Raw genomic sequence first — 17637 nt, 5'->3', positions numbered from 1 at the left:
ATAAATGGCGCCCCTGCAATTTCACAGACTACCTGTAGGGTGCGCATTCATGCGCACCAGGCAACCCAGGTCGCCATCAATGGCGACCCTACAATTTCACAGACTATCTGTAGGGTGCGCATTCATGCGCACCAGGCAACTCAGCTCGCCATAATCGCGCCCCGGCAGTGTCCGTCTGCTACTGGCTGCGCTCGACGTATTTTTGCATATTCTCTTTGGTCACCAGCTCGAACGGGATCCACACGTGTGAAGCCACTTTCTCGCCTTTAATCAGCTTCTGCGCCACGTCTACCGAGGTTTTGCCCTGACCGATGGCGTCCTGAAACACCGTCACCTGCATCTTGTCCTGCGCCAGAGCCTTCAGGCCGTCCGGCGTGGCGTCGATGCCGCCCACCAGAATCTTTTTATTGCTCTTTGCCAGCGCCATTGCCGCGCCAATCGCCATCTCATCGTTATTGGCCGCGACGATATCGATCGCTTCACCGTTGCCAATCCAGTTGAGCATCAGGTCCATGCCTTCGTTGCGCGCATAATTTGCTGGCTGCTTCTGTACCACTTTCATGCCTGGGTATTTCGCCACCACCTGCTCGACATCTTTGGTGCGCTGCAGCGCGCCGGCATCGGTCAGGTTGCCGATCATGATCGCCACGTTACCTTTATAATTCGCCAGTTTAGCCAGCGCCTCCATTTGCAGCGTGCCGGATTCGCGTTCGTCCGAACCAACAAACACCACGCCGGGCGGCAGGGTTTTATCGCCTGGCGTGCGGTTGACGTACACCAGCGGAATTTTCGCCTGCTGCGCCAGTCTGGTCAGCTGCGGTGTGCTGGCAGAATCCACCGGATCGACGATGATGGCATCCACGCCGGCGCTGATAAAACTCTGCACCTGGTCGGTCTGACGGCCGACGTCGCCGCGCGCATCTTCAAACTGGGCATCCAGCCCGCGCGCTTTGGCTTCTTTATCAATGGCATGACGAATAATGGTAAGGAAGTTCTGGTCAAAATAGGCCATCGACACGCCGATCTTCTCCGCCAGCGCGGAAGCAGAACTGGTCAGCAGGCCAAGTAACAGTATCGCCTTGAGGGTTTTCATCGCAGACTCCAGAGTAAGCTGTTTATTAGAATAAATTTTTCATTGGTGTTGAAAATGGCTCAATGAAATCATTTTCAGCCTACGAGCCGGCAGCAGAGCTGGCAATCTGCTGCGTGGTAATTTGCTGTGCAGCGCACAATTTGCCCGACGCGCATGGATGCTTTGCCTGCTCATAGTGATCGCGCAAACTCTTTTCTCAGCGCTGGCGCACATTCCGCGGCGAAAGCCAGCACGGATTGAAGATTTTGTGCGCTACCGCACCCGGCTTTGTGTCAGCGACCAAAACCCGCGCCGTTTCGCCGCGCGGATTCCTTCATTCGCACAATGACCAGAGCAACACTGGCTTCCTATAGTTGCTGAACAGGGAAATCTGCGCGGTATTCCTGAACATCATCGCTTCGGGGCAGGATGCTCCTCCATCAAGGAATTCAGCCTATGTTGCAACGCAAAAACCGCAGCCAGAATAGCCATGTGCGTATCTGGATCCTTTGCCTGATTCTGTTCCTGTCAGTGGTCGCTTATGCCGATCGCTCGATCCTGTCGATCTCCGGCTCAGCGATCAAACAGGAGTTTGGCCTGTCGGCGATCCAGCTCGGCCTGATCCTTTCGGCCTTCAGCTGGGCGTATGTCATCGGCCAGATCCCCGGCGGATTGATTCTCGATCGCTTCGGCACCAAAAAGGTCTACGGCGTGACGCTGGCGCTGTGGTCGGTTTCGACCCTGCTGATGGGATTTGTCGGTGAGTTTTCCAGTGGCATGACCATGGCGCTGACGCTGATGTTTGCGCTGCGCTTCGCGCTGGGCCTGATTGAGGCGCCGAGCTTTCCCGCTAACGCCCGCGCAGTCATCATGTGGTTCCCGGGCGCAGAGCGCGGACGCGCATCGTCGCTGTTTGCCTCAGCACAATACTTTGCCGTGGCGATATTCTCACCGCTCTCCGGCTGGCTGGTGTCGCGTTATGGCTGGGAATGGCCATTCTTTGTGCTCGGCGGCATCGGCGTGCTGGCGGTGTTTGTCTGGGCGGGCTATATGCGCAGCCCGCGTCAGCATCCGCACGTTTCCGCCAGCGAGTTGCATTACATTGAACAGGGCGGCGCGCTGGTGGATATCGACGCCGCGCAAACGCTGCGCGCGCGGCCGCCGGTCAGCAAAGCGATGTTTAAAACATTGCTCACCAACCGCATGCTGTGGTGCGCCTACCTCGGCCAGTATTGCACCATCGCGCTTAGCTACTTCTTCATTACCTGGTTCCCGATCTATCTGGTGCAGGCGCGCGGCATGAACATTCTGGATGCCGGTTTCGCCACCATTGCACCGGCGCTGTTTGGCTTTCTGGGCGGCATCAGCGGTGGCTATATCTCAGATAAGCTGCTGGCGCGCGGCTGGAGCCTGTCATGGGCGCGCAAAACGCCGTACATCGTTGGCATGCTGATGGCTGCCTCGCTGATTCTGGCGGCGGTGATCCCTTCCAACGCCGGCATTATCGCCATCATGTCGTTTGCCTTCTTCGGCAAAGGCGTGGCGGCGGGCGCGGGCACCTGGACCGTGGTCAGCGATACGGCACCCAAAGAGGCGGTTGGCCTCGCCGGCGCGATCTTCAACGGCATCGGCAACATGGCGGGCTTTATCACGCCGCTGTTGTTTGGCGTGATCGTTGGCCTGACCGGCAGCTACAGCATTGGCCTGGTGTTCGTCGGTGCGCACTGTGTCGTCGCGGCACTGCTGTTCCTGCTGGTGATGGGCCCGATTGAACGCGTAGGCGATCGGCACAACGCTGCCGCTGCAACAGAAGAGAAAAGGGCGCAAAAGGCTGGCATTAAAGTGGCTTAATGCACTGCGCGGTAGCGGCGCAATTTATTGCGCTATGCATAAACGTTCCTGCCTGTCCCGACCAGTTACGCCGCCCTGAAGATTTTTTGCTCAGCTGCCGATATCACTCCTTACCATCCACTGATATTAAGGAGCGATATCGTGATAAAGCTGATTACCGTTGACGAGCTGCGGCCAGGCATGTTTATCCACAAGCTTGAGGTCTGGTGGATCAAGGACAAACGCATTCGCAACCAGATGCTGATCACCGATAAGCGTCAGATCGCCCTGATCCGTAACGAGGGGATCCAGCAGGTATGGATTGATCCCGAGCGGTCGGTGCGCGCGCCTGCCACGCCGCAGCCGAAAAAAGACATTCCGCAGACGCCGTTTTTCCGCGAGATGGATCAGGCGCAGTGCATCTTCAACCAGGGCAAGCCGCAGGTGCTGGCGATGTTCAACGAAGCGCGCATGGGGCAGGGCCTCGATCTTGCCTTTACCCTTGAGCTGGTCGATGAAATTGCCGGATCGATTACCCGCGAGCCAACCGCGCTGCTCAGCGTGGCGCGGCTGAAAAATCATGATGATTACACTTACCTGCACTCCATGGCGGTGTGCGGTCTGATGATTTCGCTGGGCAAGAAAATGGGGCTGGATGAGCAGCAGCTGCGTCGCGTGGGCATGGGCGGATTGCTGCATGACGTCGGTAAAGCCGCGGTGCCGCTGACCATCCTCAACAAGCCGGATAAGCTCACCGACGAAGAGTTTACGATTATGCGCCAGCATCCAATCGTCGGTGCGCAAATGCTGATGGAAGCCCATGCGGATGAAGATTTGCTGGATATTGCGCTGCATCACCATGAAAAATTCGATGGCAGCGGCTATCCGCATCGGCTGCAGGGCGAAGAGATTTCGCTCTACGCACGCATGGCGGCGGTGTGTGACGTCTACGACGCGGTGACCTCCGATCGCCCGTATCGCAAAGGCTGGACGCCGGCGGAGGCGATGCACAATATGCTGAGCTGGCGCGGCCACTTTGACAGTGCGCTGCTGCACGCGTTTGTGCGCACCATCGGTATTTATCCGGTGGGCTCGCTGGTACGGCTGGCCTCCGGGCGCGTGGCGCTGGTGGTGCAGGCCGGGGAAAAATCGCTGCTGAAACCCAAAGTGCATGTGTTCTGGTCGCTGCATTCGCAGCGCGAGGTCAAACCGGAAGCGCTGGACCTCGGCGACAGCTTCTGCACCGATACCATCACCGGCGCTGAGGACAGCGGCTTGTGGCACAACGTTGACCTGAACCGCATCTGGGCGCTGGAAAGCGCCTGATCTGCCCGCGTTTTTATACTTTCTTTACGCCCGCTCTGCGCCTTTTTACCCCTTCTTTATGCCGCGCCGCGCATGCTTGCTGCACTACCAAATCCTCTGGAGGTTGCTGTGAGTGTGGGCGTGATAGCCGGCATCGTGCTGGTATTTTTATTACTGGGCTACCTGATTTATGCCCTGCTTAATGCGGAGGCATTCTGATGGCGGCGAATGCGTTTTTACTGATTGCGTGCTATCTGCTGGTGCTGATGGTGCTGGCGCAGCCGCTGGGCCGCTTGCTGGCGCTGATGGTGGCGGATAAACCCCTGCTAACGCGCAGCGAACGCGTGCTGTGGCGTCTGGCCGGCGTTGACGGCGCGGCGATGCGCTGGCCGCACTATCTGCTGGCCATCCTGCTGTTTAACGCGCTCGGCTTTGTGCTGCTGCTGGCGATGCTGATGGGGCAGGGCGCGCTGCCGCTCAATCCTCAGCATCTGCCTGGCCTGAGCTGGGATCTGGCGCTCAATACGGCGATCAGCTTTGTCACCAACACCAACTGGCAGGCGTACGCAGGCGAGAGCACGCTGAGTTACTTCAGCCAGATGGCGGGCTTAACGGTGCAAAACTTCCTTTCGGCGGCAACCGGTATTGCGGTGGCGTTTGCGCTGATGCGCGGTTTTGCCAACCGTTCGCTGGAAACGCTCGGTAACGCCTGGCGCGACCTGACGCGTATCACCGTCTACGTGCTGCTGCCGATTAGCCTGCTGATGGCGCTGTTTTTTGTCAGCCAGGGCAGCATTCAGAACTTTGAACCCTATCATGCCTTCACCACGCTGGAAGGCGCGCAGCAAACGCTGCCGCTCGGGCCGGTGGCCTCGCAGGAAGCGATCAAAATGCTCGGCACCAATGGCGGCGGTTTCTTCAACGCCAACTCGGCGCATCCGTTCGAAAACCCTACGGCACTGACCAACTTTGTGCAGATGCTGAGCATCTTCCTGATCCCGGCCGCGCTGTGTTTTGCCTTTGGTCAGCAGCTGGGCGATCGCCGTCAGGGCCATATGCTGCTGTGGGCTATGAGCATCATGTTTGTGCTGGCGGTGGTCGCGGTGATGTGGGCTGAGCTGCGCGGCAATCCGCACTTTCTGGCCCTGGGCGCCGATAGCGCGATCAACATGGAAGGCAAGGAGACACGCTTCGGCATTCTCAACTCCAGCCTGTTTGCGGTGATCACCACTGCGGCGTCGTGCGGTGCGGTAAACGCCATGCATGACTCCTTCACTGCGCTGGGCGGCATGGTGCCGATGTGGCTGATGCAGCTGGGCGAAGTGGTGTTTGGCGGCGTCGGTGCCGGCTTATACGGCATGCTGCTGTTCGTGCTGCTCGGGGTGTTTATCGCCGGTCTGATGATTGGCCGTACGCCGGAGTACATGGGCAAAAAGATCGATGTGTGGGAGATGAAAATGACCGCGCTGGCGATTCTGGTGACGCCGACGCTGGTGCTGCTGGGTACTGCGCTGGCGATGATGACCGAAGCCGGACGCGCCGGTATGGCCAACCCTGGCATTCACGGCTTCAGTGAGGTGCTGTATGCGGTATCGTCGGCGGCCAACAACAACGGCAGCGCCTTCGCCGGTCTCAGCGCCAACACCCCGTTCTGGAACCTGCTGCTGGGCTTCTGCATGCTGGTCGGCCGCTTCGGCATCATCGTTCCGGTGCTGGCCATTGCCGGTTCGCTGGCGGCGAAGAAAATTCAGCCGGTGGGCAACGGCACGCTGCCGACTCACGGCCCGCTGTTTATCGCACTGCTGGTGGGCACCGTGCTGCTGGTAGGTGCGCTGACCTTCGTTCCCGCGCTGGCGCTTGGCCCGGTGGCGGAACATCTGCAACTTATTCAGGGATAACGGAATCATGAGTCGTCAACAACTGGCGCTGTTTGATGCGGCGCTGACACGCACCGCGATGCTGGATGCGGTGAAAAAACTCGATCCGCGCGTACAGTTTCGCAACCCGGTGATGTTTCTGGTGTGGATCGGCAGCGTGCTCACCTCGCTGCTGGCCATCGGTATGGCGGCGGGGCAACTGAACGGCAGCGCCGGCTTTACCGCGGCGGTCGCCATCTGGCTGTGGTTTACCGTGCTGTTCGCTAACTTCGCCGAAGCGCTGGCGGAAGGGCGCAGCAAGGCGCAGGCCAACAGCCTGAAAGGGGTGAACAAGCACAGCGATGCGAAGAAACTGGCGGAACCGTTTCACGGTGCGCAGTGGCGGCCGGTGGCGGCCGATACGCTGCGCAAAGGCGATGTGGTGCTGGTGGAAGCCGGGGACATCATCCCGTGCGACGGTGAAGTGCTGGAGGGCGGCGCGTCAGTGGATGAGAGCGCCATCACCGGCGAATCGGCACCGGTGATTCGTGAATCCGGCGGGGATTTTGCCTCGGTAACCGGCGGGACGCGCATCCTGTCGGACTGGCTGGTGATTCAGTGCAGCGTCAATCCGGGCGAAACCTTTCTCGACCGCATGATCGCCATGGTGGAAGGCGCGAAACGCCGCAAAACGCCCAACGAAATCGCCCTGACCATCCTGCTGGTGTCGCTGACCATTGTGTTCCTGCTGGCGACCGCTACGCTGTGGCCGTTTTCCGCCTGGGGCGGCACGCCGGTTAGCGTGACGGTGCTGGTGGCGCTGCTGGTGTGCCTGATTCCCACCACCATCGGCGGACTGCTGTCGGCGATTGGCGTGGCGGGCATGAGCCGCATGCTGGGAGCCAACGTGATTGCCACCAGCGGGCGCGCCGTGGAGGCCGCCGGTGACGTGGATGTGCTGATGCTGGACAAAACCGGCACCATCACGCTCGGCAACCGCCAGGCGACGCAGTTCCTGCCCGCGCCGGGCGTCAGCGAGCAGCAGCTGGCCGACGCGGCGCAGCTGGCATCGCTGGCCGATGAGACGCCGGAAGGGCGCAGCATCGTGGTGCTGGCGAAGCAGAAATTTAACCTGCGCGAACGCGATCTCAGCAGCATGGGCGCCAGCTTTATCCCGTTCTCCGCGCAGACGCGCATGAGCGGCGTCAACGTGCAGGATCGCCTGATCCGTAAAGGCGCGGTCGACGCGGTACGCCGTCATATCGAAGCCAGCCACGGCAGCTTCCCGGCTGAGGTTAATGCCCGGGTGGAAGAGGTGGCGCGCGCCGGCGGTACGCCGCTGGTGGTGGCTGAAGGCGCGCAGGTGCTGGGCGTGGTGGCGTTAAAGGACATCGTTAAAGGCGGCATTAAGGAACGTTTCGCCGAGCTGCGCAAGATGGGCATCAAAACGGTGATGATCACCGGTGATAACCCGTTAACCGCCGCGGCGATTGCGGCGGAAGCCGGTGTCGATGACTTCCTGTCGGAAGCGACGCCGGAAGCCAAGCTGGCGCTGATTCGCCAGTATCAGGCGGAAGGGCGCCTGGTGGCGATGACCGGCGATGGCACCAACGATGCGCCCGCGCTGGCGCAGGCTGACGTGGCGGTGGCGATGAACTCCGGTACCCAGGCGGCGAAAGAGGCGGGCAACATGGTCGATCTTGACTCCAACCCGACCAAACTGCTGGAAGTGGTGCACATCGGCAAACAGATGCTGATGACGCGCGGTTCGCTTACCACCTTCAGTATCGCCAACGATGTGGCGAAATACTTCGCCATCATCCCGGCGGCGTTTGCCGTGACCTATCCGCAGCTCAATATGCTGAACGTGATGGCGCTGCATTCACCGGCCTCGGCGATCCTGTCGGCGGTGATCTTCAACGCGCTGGTGATTGTGTTTTTGATTCCGCTGGCGCTGAAAGGCGTGAGCTATCGGCCGATGAGCGCGGCAGCGCTGCTGCGGCGCAATCTGTGGATTTATGGCGTAGGCGGTTTAGTGGTGCCGTTTATTGGCATTAAAGCGATCGACCTGCTGCTGACGCTGTCGGGCCTGGTGTAAGGAGAAGAGAAATGAGTCAGTTACGTCCGGCTATAGTATTGTTAGTGCTGCTTACCCTGCTGACCGGCGCGGTTTATCCGCTGCTGACCACCGGCCTGGCGCAGTGGTGGTTTCCGTCGCAGGCCAACGGTTCGCTGATTGAGCGCGACGGCGCGGTGCGCGGCTCAGAGCAGATCGGTCAGGCGTTCAGCCAGCCGGGGCACTTCTGGGGCCGTCCATCGGCCACCAGCGACGTGCCGTACAACGCGCAGGCGTCAGGCGGCAGCAACCTTGCCGCCAGTAATCCGGCGCTGGATAAAGCGGTGGCGGAGCGGGTGGCTGCGCTACGCGCTGCCAATCCGCAGGCGCCGGCAGCGGTGCCGGTGGAGCTGGTAACCGCTTCAGGCAGCGGCCTGGATCCGGATATCTCCCCTGAAGCGGCGCTGTGGCAGGCACCGCGCGTTGCGGCAGCGCGCAATATGACGCTGAAAGACGTCGAGGCGCTGATTGCGCGCAACACCGAGCGCCCGCTGCTGCCGTTTATCGGCGAAGAAACGGTGAACGTGCTGCGGCTGAATATGGCGCTGGATGATTTGCAGGGATGAGGTGAATTCGGTGCGCATGAATGCGCACCCTACAAACGTAGGGTCGCCATTCATGGCGACCGTTTCGATGCCCGCACCACAGCGTAACGCCATTTATGGCGACCGTTTCATTGTTCGTACGGAACTCAATATTTGAACGACATACACGACGAATTACCACGCCCCGATCCCGATGCCCTGCTGCTCAATCACAGCGACAGCCATCGCGGTAAACTGAAAATCTACTTCGGCGCCTGTGCGGGCGTAGGAAAAACCTACGCCATGCTGCAGGAGGCGCAGCGCCTGCGGGCGCAGGGACTGGACGTGCTGGCTGGCGTGGTCGAAACCCACGGCCGTGAAGAGACCGCCGCGCTGCTGCAGGGGCTGGCGGTGCTGGCGCGGCGCGCCACCGGTCGGTCGCGCCATGCGGAGTTCGACCTCGACGCCGCGCTGGCGCGCCATCCGGCGGTGATCCTGATGGACGAACTGGCGCACACCAACGTACAGGGCTCGCGCCATCCCAAGCGCTGGCAGGACATTGAAGAGCTGCTGGATGCCGGTATCGACGTGATTACCACCGTCAACGTGCAGCATCTGGAGAGCCTGAATGACGTGGTGGGCGGCGTCACCGGCATTCAGGTGCGCGAAACCGTACCTGATCCCTTTTTCGACAGCGCCGATGAAGTGGTGCTGGTGGATCTGCCGCCGGACGATCTGCGTCAGCGGCTGAAAGAGGGCAAAGTGTACGTCGGCGACCGCGCCGAGCGCGCCATCGAAAATTTCTTCCGCAAAGGCAACTTGTTCGCGCTGCGTGAACTGGCGCTGCGCCGCACGGCCGACCGGGTAGACGATCAGATGCGCGCCTGGCGCGATCAGCAGGGGCGCGACAAAGTGTGGCACACGCGCGACGCGATTCTGCTGTGCATCGGTGACGACACCGGCAGTGAAAAGCTGGTGCGCACCGCCGCCCGTCTCGCTGCCCGGCTCGGCAGCGAATGGCATGCGGTATATGTAGAAACGCCGCGCCTCAACCGACTGCCGGAAGCGCAGAGGCGCGCCATTCTGCGCACGCTGCAGCTGGCGCAGGAGCTGGGCGCGGAAACCGCCACGCTGTCCGATCCGGACGAGGCGCGCGCGGTGCTGCGCTATGCGCGCGAGCACAATCTCGGCAAAATCGTCACCGGTCGTCAGCCGCAGCGGCGCTGGCGGCGCGACAGCTTTGCCCAGCGTCTCGGCGAGCTGGGTCCGGAGCTCGACCTGCTGGTGGTGGCGCTGGATGAGCCGGTGCGCGATGCGCCCGCGACGCTGAGTGGCCAGCGGGCCAGCAGCGAGAAATGGCGGCTGCACCTGCGCGGTTGCCTGATGGCGATCGCGCTGTGCGTGCTGGTGACGCTGATCGGCCGCTGGTGGCTGGTAGAGTTTGATACCGCCAACGCGGTGATGATCTATCTGCTGGCGGTGGTGCTGGTGGCGCTGCGCTTTGGCCGCTGGCCGTCGGTGTTCGCCACGGTAATCAATATTCTGGCCTTCGACCTGGTGTTTGTGGCGCCTACCGGCACGGTGGCGGTATCGGATCTGCAATATCTGGTGACCTTTGCGGTGATGCTGGCGGTCGGGGTGATTGTCGGGAATCTCACCGCCGGCGTGCGCTATCAGGCGCGGGTGGCGCGCTACCGCGAACAGCGTGCGCGCCATCTGTATGAGATGGCGAAATCGCTCGGCAGCGCGCTGACGCCGCAGGATATCGCTGCCACCAGCCAGCGCGTCATTGAGGTGACGCTGCAGGCGCGCAGCCAGCTGCTACTGCCGGACGAGCAGGGTGAGCTGCAGTCGGCGGGTGAAAGCAGCATCGGGACGCCGCCCGACCTCGGCATCGCCAAATGGAGCTACAGCAAAGGGCAACCGGCCGGTGCCGGCACCGATACGTTACCGGCGGTGCCGTACCAGATTCTGCCGCTGAAAAGCGGGGCACACTGCCGCGGCCTGCTGGTGGTTGAGCCGGACAACCTGCGCCAGCTGATGATTCCCGAACAGCAGCGGCTGGTGGAGACCTTTACGGTGCTGATTGCCAACGCGCTGGAACGCATGGCGCTGTCGCACAGCGAAGCCGCGTCACGGCTGGCCGCCGAGCGCGAGCAGCTGCGTAATGCGCTGCTGTCGGCGCTGTCCCACGATCTGCGCACGCCGCTGACGGTGCTGTTTGGCCAGGCTGAGATGCTGATGCTGGACCTCGCCAGCGAGCAGTCGAAATATGTTGGCCAGGCCAATCAGATTCGCGAACAGACGCTGAGCACCATCCGGCTGGTGAGTAACATGCTGGATATGGCGCGTATTCAGTCCGGCGGGCTCAACCTGCGCGAAGAGTGGGTGGCGCTGGACGAGGTGATTGGCGGCGCGCTAAGCAGCATGGGACCGTCGCTGAAAGGGCACGACTTTACGCTGGATTTGCCGCCGGAGCTGGTGCTGATCAAAGGCGACAGCGCGATGCTGGAGCGGGTATTTACTAACCTGATCGAAAACAGCCTGAAGTATGCCGGCAATGCCGCGCAGCACGGCATTCGCGCCTGGCGCGATAAAGCGCGGCTGGAGATCGCTGTCTGGGATAACGGACCGGGCATTGCGCCGGAAAATCTGACGCGCATCTTTGACAAGTTTGCCCGCGGCGACAAGGAGTCGGCCGTGCCGGGCGTCGGGCTGGGGCTGGCCATCAGCAAAACCATTATTGAGTCGCATCGCGGACGCATCTGGGCGGAAAACCGGCCGCAGGGCGGGGCGGTGTTTCGCCTGTCGCTGCCGCTGCCGGCCGCGCCTGAAATTTCTGAAGAAGCACTGAAATAACTTCACATAAGTTCGGTTATACTCGATAGCTTGTCTGTTGATAAATGGGAACTTATGGAACGTTTTACCGAAAACCTGATGTATGCATCGCGCTGGCTGCTGGCACCGGTTTACATTGGACTTTCGCTGGGGCTGCTGGCGCTGACGGTTAAATTTTTTCAGGAAATTTTTCACCTGCTGCCCAACATTCTCAGCATCGCGGAAAACGATCTGATTCTGCTGCTGCTGTCGCTGGTGGATATGACGCTGGTCGGTGGCCTGCTGGTCATGGTGATGCTGTCCGGCTATGAGAACTTTGTCTCCAAGCTGGATATCGATGAAAGCAAAGAGAAGCTGAGCTGGCTCGGCAAGATGGATTCCGGCTCGCTGAAAAACAAAGTGGCAGCTTCGATTGTGGCGATCTCATCGATTCACCTGCTGCGTATTTTTATGGATGCGCGCAACGTCGCCAACGAAAAGCTGATGTGGTACGTGATCATCCACCTGACCTTCGTGCTGTCGGCCTTTGTGATGGGCTGGCTGGATAATATGTCGAAGGTTGAAAAAAAATCGTGACCTTCGCGCACGAGCTAACCCATTGCACCAGGTGCGCATTAATGCGCACCCTGTAAAAAACCGCAGTGCCCCGTAGGGTCGCCATTCATGGCGACCTGGCCAGTTGTAACTGGTGCGCATAAATGCGCACCCTGTAAAAACCGCAGTGCCCCGTAGGGTCGCCATTCATGGCGACCTGGCCCATTACCGCACCGGCTGCGTGCCGGTCAGCTGTGGCATCACGTCCCTGATCATCGCGAAAAAATGCTGCAGGCGGGCCGGATAATAACTGGCCCACGGGTAGGTCAGCCACACCGGCAGCGGCGGCGCCTGCCAGTCCGGCACCAGCTGCACCAGTGCGCCGCTGGCTAAATCCTCCTGCACCACCCATGACGACACAATCGCGGCGCCCATGCCCGCCAGCGCGGCTTTGCGCACCGCGTACAGGCTATCGCTGGCGAGGCGCGGGGCAATCGCCAGGTTGATCGGCTGGCCGTCGCTGAGACGCTGCAGCGCAATTTCGTTACGATAAAAACTGGTCAGCGCCAGCCACGGCAGCTGCGTCAGCTGGGTAACCTCTTTCACCGGCGCATGAGCCGCCAGCAGCGCCGGTGCCGCGACGACAAAGCGCGGCACTTCCGCCAGCAGCACCGCCACCACCGACGGATCGGTGGGCGCGCCGACCTGAATGGCGCAGTCAACGTTTTCACTGACAAAGTCCGGCGTGCGGTCGTTGAGCATCCACTCCACTGCCAGGCGCGGATAGCGCTGCAGATAATCCATCAGCGGTGCAATCAACTGATCCTGACCAAATGCATGCGGCGCACGCACGCGCAGCGTGCCGATCGGGTCGTCATTCGCGCCGGTTAACTCATCTTCCAGCGCGTGCCAGGTCGCCACCAGCTGCCGTGCCTGGGCATAGCAGCGTTCCCCGTCGTCGGTGAGTTTCAGCGCATGGGTGGTGCGTAAAATCAGTTTCAGGCCGAGCCGCTGTTCCAGCGCCTGCAGACGGCGACTCACGGTGGGCTGGGTGGTGCCGAGCTGCGCCGCGGCCGCCGATAGCGAGCCGCTTTCAACAATGCGGATAAACGTCTGCATCAGTTCGATGCGGTCAACGCTGGTGAGTGTGCTCATACGTACCACGCATAACAGTTCTGTGTCGTAGCAGTCTACCGCGTATGGCCGCAACGCGCTTTAATAAGCGCATCATCACGGGGGAAAACCACTATGTCTGCCATGTCTCAATCTTCTGCCATGCCTGCTGAAACGCTGCCGGCGCCGCTGGTGTTTACGCTGGCGGCCGGTGCCGGTCTTAGCGTGGCATCGATTTACTACAGCCAGCCGATGCTGGATATCATCAGTAAGCAGTTCAATGTCGGCATCGGCAGCGTCGGTATGGTGCCGATGCTCACCCAGGCCGGTTACGCGCTGGGGATTCTGCTGCTGGCCCCGCTCGGTGATCGCCACGATCGTCGCACCATCATTCTGGTTAAAGGCTTGCTGCTGGTCGCCGCGCTGCTGCTGTGCGGCTTTTCCGGCGGCATCAATGCGTTGCTGATCGCCAGCTTTGTTACCGGATTAACCGCCACCGTGGCGCAGGATATCGTACCGGCGTCGGCGGCGCTGGCACCGGAGCGCAGCCGTGGCAAAACTGTCGGCACGGTGATGACCGGGCTGCTGGTCGGTATTCTGCTGTCGCGCGTGGTGAGCGGCGTGGTGGCGGAGTATCTGGGCTGGCGCACCATGTACATGATGGCGGCGGCGGCGGTGCTGCTGAGCAGTCTGGCGCTATGGCGCGCGCTGCCACGCTTTACGCCGGGCACCACGGTGAGCTATCCGCGTCTGCTGCTGTCGCTGGCGCATCTGTGGCAGCATCACCAGACGCTGCGCCGCGCGGCGCTGGCGCAGGGCCTGCTGTCGGTAAGTTTCAGCGCCTTCTGGTCTACCCTGGCGCTGATGCTGAGCGATCGCTTCCATCTCGACAGCGCCGTGGCAGGGGCCTTCGGTCTGGCCGGTGCCGCCGGTGCGCTGGCCGCGCCGCTGGCGGGCAGTTTTGCCGACCGCATCGGCCCGGCGCGTGTCACCCAGTATGGCGCCACGCTGGTGATGGTGTCATTTGCCCTGATGTTCCTGCTGCCGGTACTGCCGGTGCCGGCGCAGCTTGGCCTGATTATCCTCAGCACCATCGGCTTTGACCTTGGCGTGCAGGCCACGCTGGTGGCGCATCAGACGCTGGTCTACAGCCTGGCGCCGGAAGCGCGCAGCCGCCTCAATGCGCTGATGTTCACCGTGGTGTTTATCGGTATGGCGACCGGCGCGGCGCTCGGCAGCCTGGCGCTGGCCCATTTTGGCTGGAACGGCGTGGTCAGCCTTGCGACGGCTGCCGCTGTGCTTGCGCTGCTGATTCGTCTCGCCAGTCGCCATCTGCAAAACTAATTTACGATCCTGTGCCAGGCTTAAAGGAGAATGTTATTTAAAAACGGAGCGTTATGAACTTCCTGGCCTGGACCGCCCTTACTGGCGGTCTGCTACTTTTGATGTCACTGGCTTCCGGCTGGATTCACCGGGGGCCGGTGACGTCGTTTGGTCTCTACCTGTTCGCGGGCATTCTGTGCGGCCCGTGGATGCTTAATCTGCTGCAAATCGACATTATCGGCCACGCCGAGCTCGCCGCCCATATCACCGAAATCACCATGGCCGCCTCGCTGTTTATCACCGGGCTCAAGCTGCGTCTGCCGATGAGTGCGCACGCGTGGCGCGTCGGGCTGCGGCTGGCATTCCCGGCGATGCTGCTGACCGTCGGCGGCATGGCCTGCCTGATTCACTGGATTACCGGCTTTGGCTGGCCGCTGTCGCTGGCGTTTGGTGCCATTGTTGCCCCGACCGACCCGGTGCTTGCCAGCCTGATCTCCGTTAACGATGCGCGCGATGACGATGCGCTGCGCGTGGCGCTCTCCAGCGAGGCCGGCATGAACGATGGTTCAGCGCTGCCGCTGCTGATGCTGGCGCTGCTGATGATGCATCCGGGCGCCTTCAGTCTCGAGCTGCTGGGCGGCTGGGCAGCGCGCGATGTGCTGTGGGCGATTGGCGGCGGGCTGGCGATTGGTTACCTGCTCGGCCGGCTGATCGGCCAGCTGGCGACCCATCTGCGCAGCGCGCATCACGACGTGGCCCCAAATGATTTCCTCGCGCTGGCGCTGATCGCCCTGAGCTACGCGGCGGCGCAGTCGGTGGATGCGTCTGGCTTTCTTGCCACCTTTGCAGCAGGCGTCGGCTTGCGCCGCGCCGAGCTGCGCGTGACCAAACGCTTTCCGCTGGAAGATCTGCCGGAAGAGAAGCGCTACCTGCCGGCAGAAGTGCTGGTCAATCCTAACCAGCGTCTGAAGCAGCAGGGCGGCAGCCCGGTAAAATCGGTCGGCCTGGTGGTCGGCGATGCGCTGTCGTTTGGTGATACTATCGAACGCCTGCTGGCGGCAGCGATGATGGTGGTGCTGGGCATCACGCTGGCGCATCACTGGAATCTCACCGGCATCGGCCTGGCGTTGCTGCTGTTTGTGGTGGTGCGGCCGCTGGCGGTATGGCTGACCACCTGGCGCTGCGAAATGCCGTTTATGCGGCGGATGCTGATTGGCTGGCTGGGGATTCGCGGCATCGGCAGTATCAATTATATTGCTTATGCCTGGGTGCATGGCCTGCAGGGCCCGCAGGCGGAACAGATGATGGACATGGCGCTGACGCTGGTGGTGTGCAGCATTGTGCTGCACGGCATCACGGTGACGCCGCTACTGAACTGGCGTGCTGCCCGGCAGGCGGCACGCACGCAGCAAGACGAAACGTGATTTTCTGGAAATAACGGGAGCTTATTATGAAAGCATTGCTTATCGCCCTGGTAGGGCTGTCGCTGTCCGCCAGCGCGCTGGCGGATGATACGGATGCCGACGCGCAGGAGAATATCTACGCCAGCCAGCTGTGCCACATTGTTAGCGGGGAGCAGAAAACCGGTGACATGCAGAGCTACACTGAGAAAATGAAGTCACAGCTGGCGGCCAGCCAGTCACCGTCGGCCATGAACAAGCCCTCCTTCAACGAGGAAACCGCGCAGGAAGTGGTCAACGGCTGGCTGGAGCTGGGCGAAGAAGAGCGGGCGAAGCTGCGTCACGATCAGCAGCAGTGCGAGCAGACGGTGATGACTCAATTCCAGCAGCAGGATTAATTTTCCCTTCTCTTCGTGAATACGCGCCTTTTCTGGCGCGTTTTTTTATGGCTTTTTTGTACGAAATGCGTACATTATCGCCAGATTGAAACAGGACCTGCATCACATAATGAGACGCCGCCTCCGGGCTGGCGCATTTTCCATACCGGCTACTGGGCAAGATGATTACACGGCGTCGTTTTCTGTTGGCTAGCGGAGCAACCGTACTCTCCATGACGGCGGGCAAACTGTTTGCCCGGGATGACATTATTCCGCTCTGGCCGGACGACCCACCGGGTGGCGGCGGTCCGTCTGGCCTGCTGAAAGTCAGCGCTAACGGTTCATGGACCAATATCGTTTCTCCCGCCATTCAGCGCTTTCGTCCGGAGAATCCCAACGGCGAAGCGGTGATCGTTGCGGCTGGTGGCGGCTACCGTTTTATCGGCATGGGGCGCGAAGCCTGGCCGGTCGCGCGCTGGCTTAATGCCAACGGGTATACCGCCTATGTACTGAGCTATCGTCTGCCGGGTGAAAAGTGGCAGGCCGGCAGAATGGCGCCGCTGCAGGATGCGCAGCGCGCGATTCGCATGGTGCACGCGATGGAAAACAAGGTGCATCTGCTGGGCTTTTCGGCCGGCGGCCATCTGCTCGGCATGGCGGCAGCGCGGCCTGACTTCGTCACCTATTCACCGCAGGATTCGCTGGATGACATCCGGCCAACCGCAGACAGCGTCGGGCTGATTTACCCGGTTATCACCCTTGAAGCGCCGTATCAGCACACCCGTACTCACCAGATGATCGTGGGCAATGACGCCACGCCGACCCAGGAAGCCAACTGGTCAGTGCAAAATTACGTTACCCGTGCCTATCCGCCAACCTTCCTGGCGCAGGCGGAGGACGATCATACCTCCAACCCTCATAACACCGAGCTGATGCGCGACGCCTGCCGCCGTATGCGCGTGCCGGTTGAGCTGATTGAACTGAGCAGTGGCGGCCACGGCTTTGGCCTCGGTAAAGCCGGCACCCCCGCTGCGCTGTGGGACCAGGCGTATGTCCGCTGGCTGGATAAGCTGGGTTAATTTCTTTACTGGCGCATCAATCCAGGAGCGCTTGCAACGGCGCTGCAATAACCTTCCGCACAAACCGTAGCGGCGCAATTTATTGCGCAAAAAACAGCGGCGCAGCGGTCGGATTAGCGCGATAAATCGCGCCGCTACGATGCGGTGCGATCAGCGAGCATGGCGATTGAATCAGCCCGTGCCGTCACGTCAGATTAAAATACCGGTCCCAATCGAGGAGCGCTTGCAACGGCGCTGCAATAACCTTCCGCACAAACCGTAGCGGCGCAA

The 17637-nt window shown here is 61.2% G+C and carries 14 protein-coding genes; 12 read left to right on the top strand and 2 right to left on the bottom strand.

Annotated features, from left to right (window positions below; all coding sequences use genetic code 11):
* Positions 1 to 178 precede the first annotated feature (178 nt).
* Entirely contained in the window at positions 179 to 1093 is a 915-nt protein-coding gene (locus QMM04_RS13680) for a sugar ABC transporter substrate-binding protein (protein ID WP_021507882.1), read from the bottom strand.
* Positions 1094 to 1528: 435 nt separating this feature from the next.
* Here QMM04_RS13680 and QMM04_RS13675 point away from each other — a divergent pair, with 435 nt between their 5' ends.
* The 8 genes from QMM04_RS13675 to QMM04_RS13640 all read left to right on the top strand — a co-directional run bounded on the left by QMM04_RS13675 (position 1529) and on the right by QMM04_RS13640 (position 12117).
* Positions 1529 to 2923: an MFS transporter gene (locus QMM04_RS13675; RefSeq protein ID WP_211725834.1), complete on the top strand. Its 1395-nt coding sequence runs from the start codon at positions 1529 to 1531 to the stop codon at positions 2921 to 2923.
* Between the two features lie 141 nt (positions 2924 to 3064).
* Complete coding sequence (locus tag QMM04_RS13670) at positions 3065 to 4228, top strand: HD-GYP domain-containing protein (protein WP_021507880.1); 1164 nt, start codon at positions 3065 to 3067, stop codon at positions 4226 to 4228.
* Between the two features lie 108 nt (positions 4229 to 4336).
* Complete coding sequence (kdpF, locus tag QMM04_RS13665) at positions 4337 to 4426, top strand: K(+)-transporting ATPase subunit F (RefSeq protein ID WP_021507879.1); 90 nt, start codon at positions 4337 to 4339, stop codon at positions 4424 to 4426.
* The gene (gene kdpA / locus QMM04_RS13660) at positions 4426 to 6105 is read left to right on the top strand and encodes a potassium-transporting ATPase subunit KdpA (RefSeq protein ID WP_264441873.1); all 1680 of its coding nucleotides are present in this window, start codon (positions 4426 to 4428) and stop codon (positions 6103 to 6105) included. Before kdpF ends, kdpA begins: the two co-directional genes overlap by 1 nt.
* Before the next feature lie 7 nt (positions 6106 to 6112).
* Entirely contained in the window at positions 6113 to 8161 is a 2049-nt protein-coding gene (gene kdpB, locus QMM04_RS13655) for a potassium-transporting ATPase subunit KdpB (protein ID WP_021507877.1), read from the top strand.
* Between the two features lie 11 nt (positions 8162 to 8172).
* A complete protein-coding gene (gene kdpC, locus QMM04_RS13650; protein WP_021507876.1) occupies positions 8173 to 8745 on the top strand; it encodes a potassium-transporting ATPase subunit KdpC in 573 nt (190 codons plus the stop codon).
* A gap of 141 nt (positions 8746 to 8886) precedes the next feature.
* Complete coding sequence (gene kdpD, locus QMM04_RS13645; RefSeq protein WP_282996358.1) at positions 8887 to 11562, top strand: two-component system sensor histidine kinase KdpD; 2676 nt, start codon at positions 8887 to 8889, stop codon at positions 11560 to 11562.
* 54 nt (positions 11563 to 11616) lie between these two features.
* Positions 11617 to 12117 (top strand): TIGR00645 family protein, encoded by a 501-nt coding sequence (locus QMM04_RS13640; RefSeq protein WP_021507874.1) that lies wholly within the window; start codon positions 11617 to 11619, stop codon positions 12115 to 12117.
* Between the two features lie 183 nt (positions 12118 to 12300).
* On the opposite strand, the gene QMM04_RS13635 is transcribed toward QMM04_RS13640, so the two are convergent.
* On the bottom strand, positions 12301 to 13230 hold the full coding sequence (locus QMM04_RS13635) for a LysR family transcriptional regulator (protein WP_021507873.1): 930 nt from the start codon (positions 13228 to 13230) through the stop codon (positions 12301 to 12303).
* A 93-nt stretch (positions 13231 to 13323) separates the two neighbouring features.
* On the opposite strand from QMM04_RS13635, the gene QMM04_RS13630 reads away from it, so the two are divergent.
* From QMM04_RS13630 to QMM04_RS13615, 4 genes are all read left to right on the top strand, one after another.
* Positions 13324 to 14532, top strand: a complete 1209-nt coding sequence (locus QMM04_RS13630) for an MFS transporter (protein WP_058775164.1) — start codon at positions 13324 to 13326, stop codon at positions 14530 to 14532.
* A gap of 53 nt (positions 14533 to 14585) precedes the next feature.
* Entirely contained in the window at positions 14586 to 15935 is a 1350-nt protein-coding gene (locus tag QMM04_RS13625; protein ID WP_150360783.1) for a sodium:proton antiporter, read from the top strand.
* 26 nt (positions 15936 to 15961) lie between these two features.
* Positions 15962 to 16309: a hypothetical protein gene (locus QMM04_RS13620; RefSeq protein WP_021507870.1), complete on the top strand. Its 348-nt coding sequence runs from the start codon at positions 15962 to 15964 to the stop codon at positions 16307 to 16309.
* Between the two features lie 161 nt (positions 16310 to 16470).
* Entirely contained in the window at positions 16471 to 17367 is an 897-nt protein-coding gene (locus QMM04_RS13615; RefSeq protein WP_136548029.1) for an alpha/beta hydrolase, read from the top strand.
* Positions 17368 to 17637: the final 270 nt, after the last annotated feature.

This window comes from Pantoea sp. Pa-EAmG, from assembly GCF_030024295.1.
In the GTDB taxonomy this organism is placed as follows: Bacteria; Pseudomonadota; Gammaproteobacteria; order Enterobacterales; family Enterobacteriaceae; genus Pantoea; species Pantoea dispersa.
This window is presented reverse-complemented; position numbering and strand designations above follow the sequence as displayed.

Coding starts and splice junctions, on each gene's coding strand:
- QMM04_RS13635 (WP_021507873.1), bottom strand. CDS start 13,230: ATGAGCACACTCACCAGCGTTGACCGCATCGAACTGATGCAGACGTTT.
- QMM04_RS13640 (WP_021507874.1), top strand. CDS start 11,617: ATGGAACGTTTTACCGAAAACCTGATGTATGCATCGCGCTGGCTGCTG.
- QMM04_RS13620 (WP_021507870.1), top strand. CDS start 15,962: ATGAAAGCATTGCTTATCGCCCTGGTAGGGCTGTCGCTGTCCGCCAGC.
- QMM04_RS13675 (WP_211725834.1), top strand. CDS start 1,529: ATGTTGCAACGCAAAAACCGCAGCCAGAATAGCCATGTGCGTATCTGG.
- QMM04_RS13625 (WP_150360783.1), top strand. CDS start 14,586: ATGAACTTCCTGGCCTGGACCGCCCTTACTGGCGGTCTGCTACTTTTG.
- QMM04_RS13680 (WP_021507882.1), bottom strand. CDS start 1,093: ATGAAAACCCTCAAGGCGATACTGTTACTTGGCCTGCTGACCAGTTCT.
- QMM04_RS13615 (WP_136548029.1), top strand. CDS start 16,471: ATGATTACACGGCGTCGTTTTCTGTTGGCTAGCGGAGCAACCGTACTC.
- kdpB (WP_021507877.1), top strand. CDS start 6,113: ATGAGTCGTCAACAACTGGCGCTGTTTGATGCGGCGCTGACACGCACC.
- kdpA (WP_264441873.1), top strand. CDS start 4,426: ATGGCGGCGAATGCGTTTTTACTGATTGCGTGCTATCTGCTGGTGCTG.
- QMM04_RS13630 (WP_058775164.1), top strand. CDS start 13,324: ATGTCTGCCATGTCTCAATCTTCTGCCATGCCTGCTGAAACGCTGCCG.
- kdpC (WP_021507876.1), top strand. CDS start 8,173: ATGAGTCAGTTACGTCCGGCTATAGTATTGTTAGTGCTGCTTACCCTG.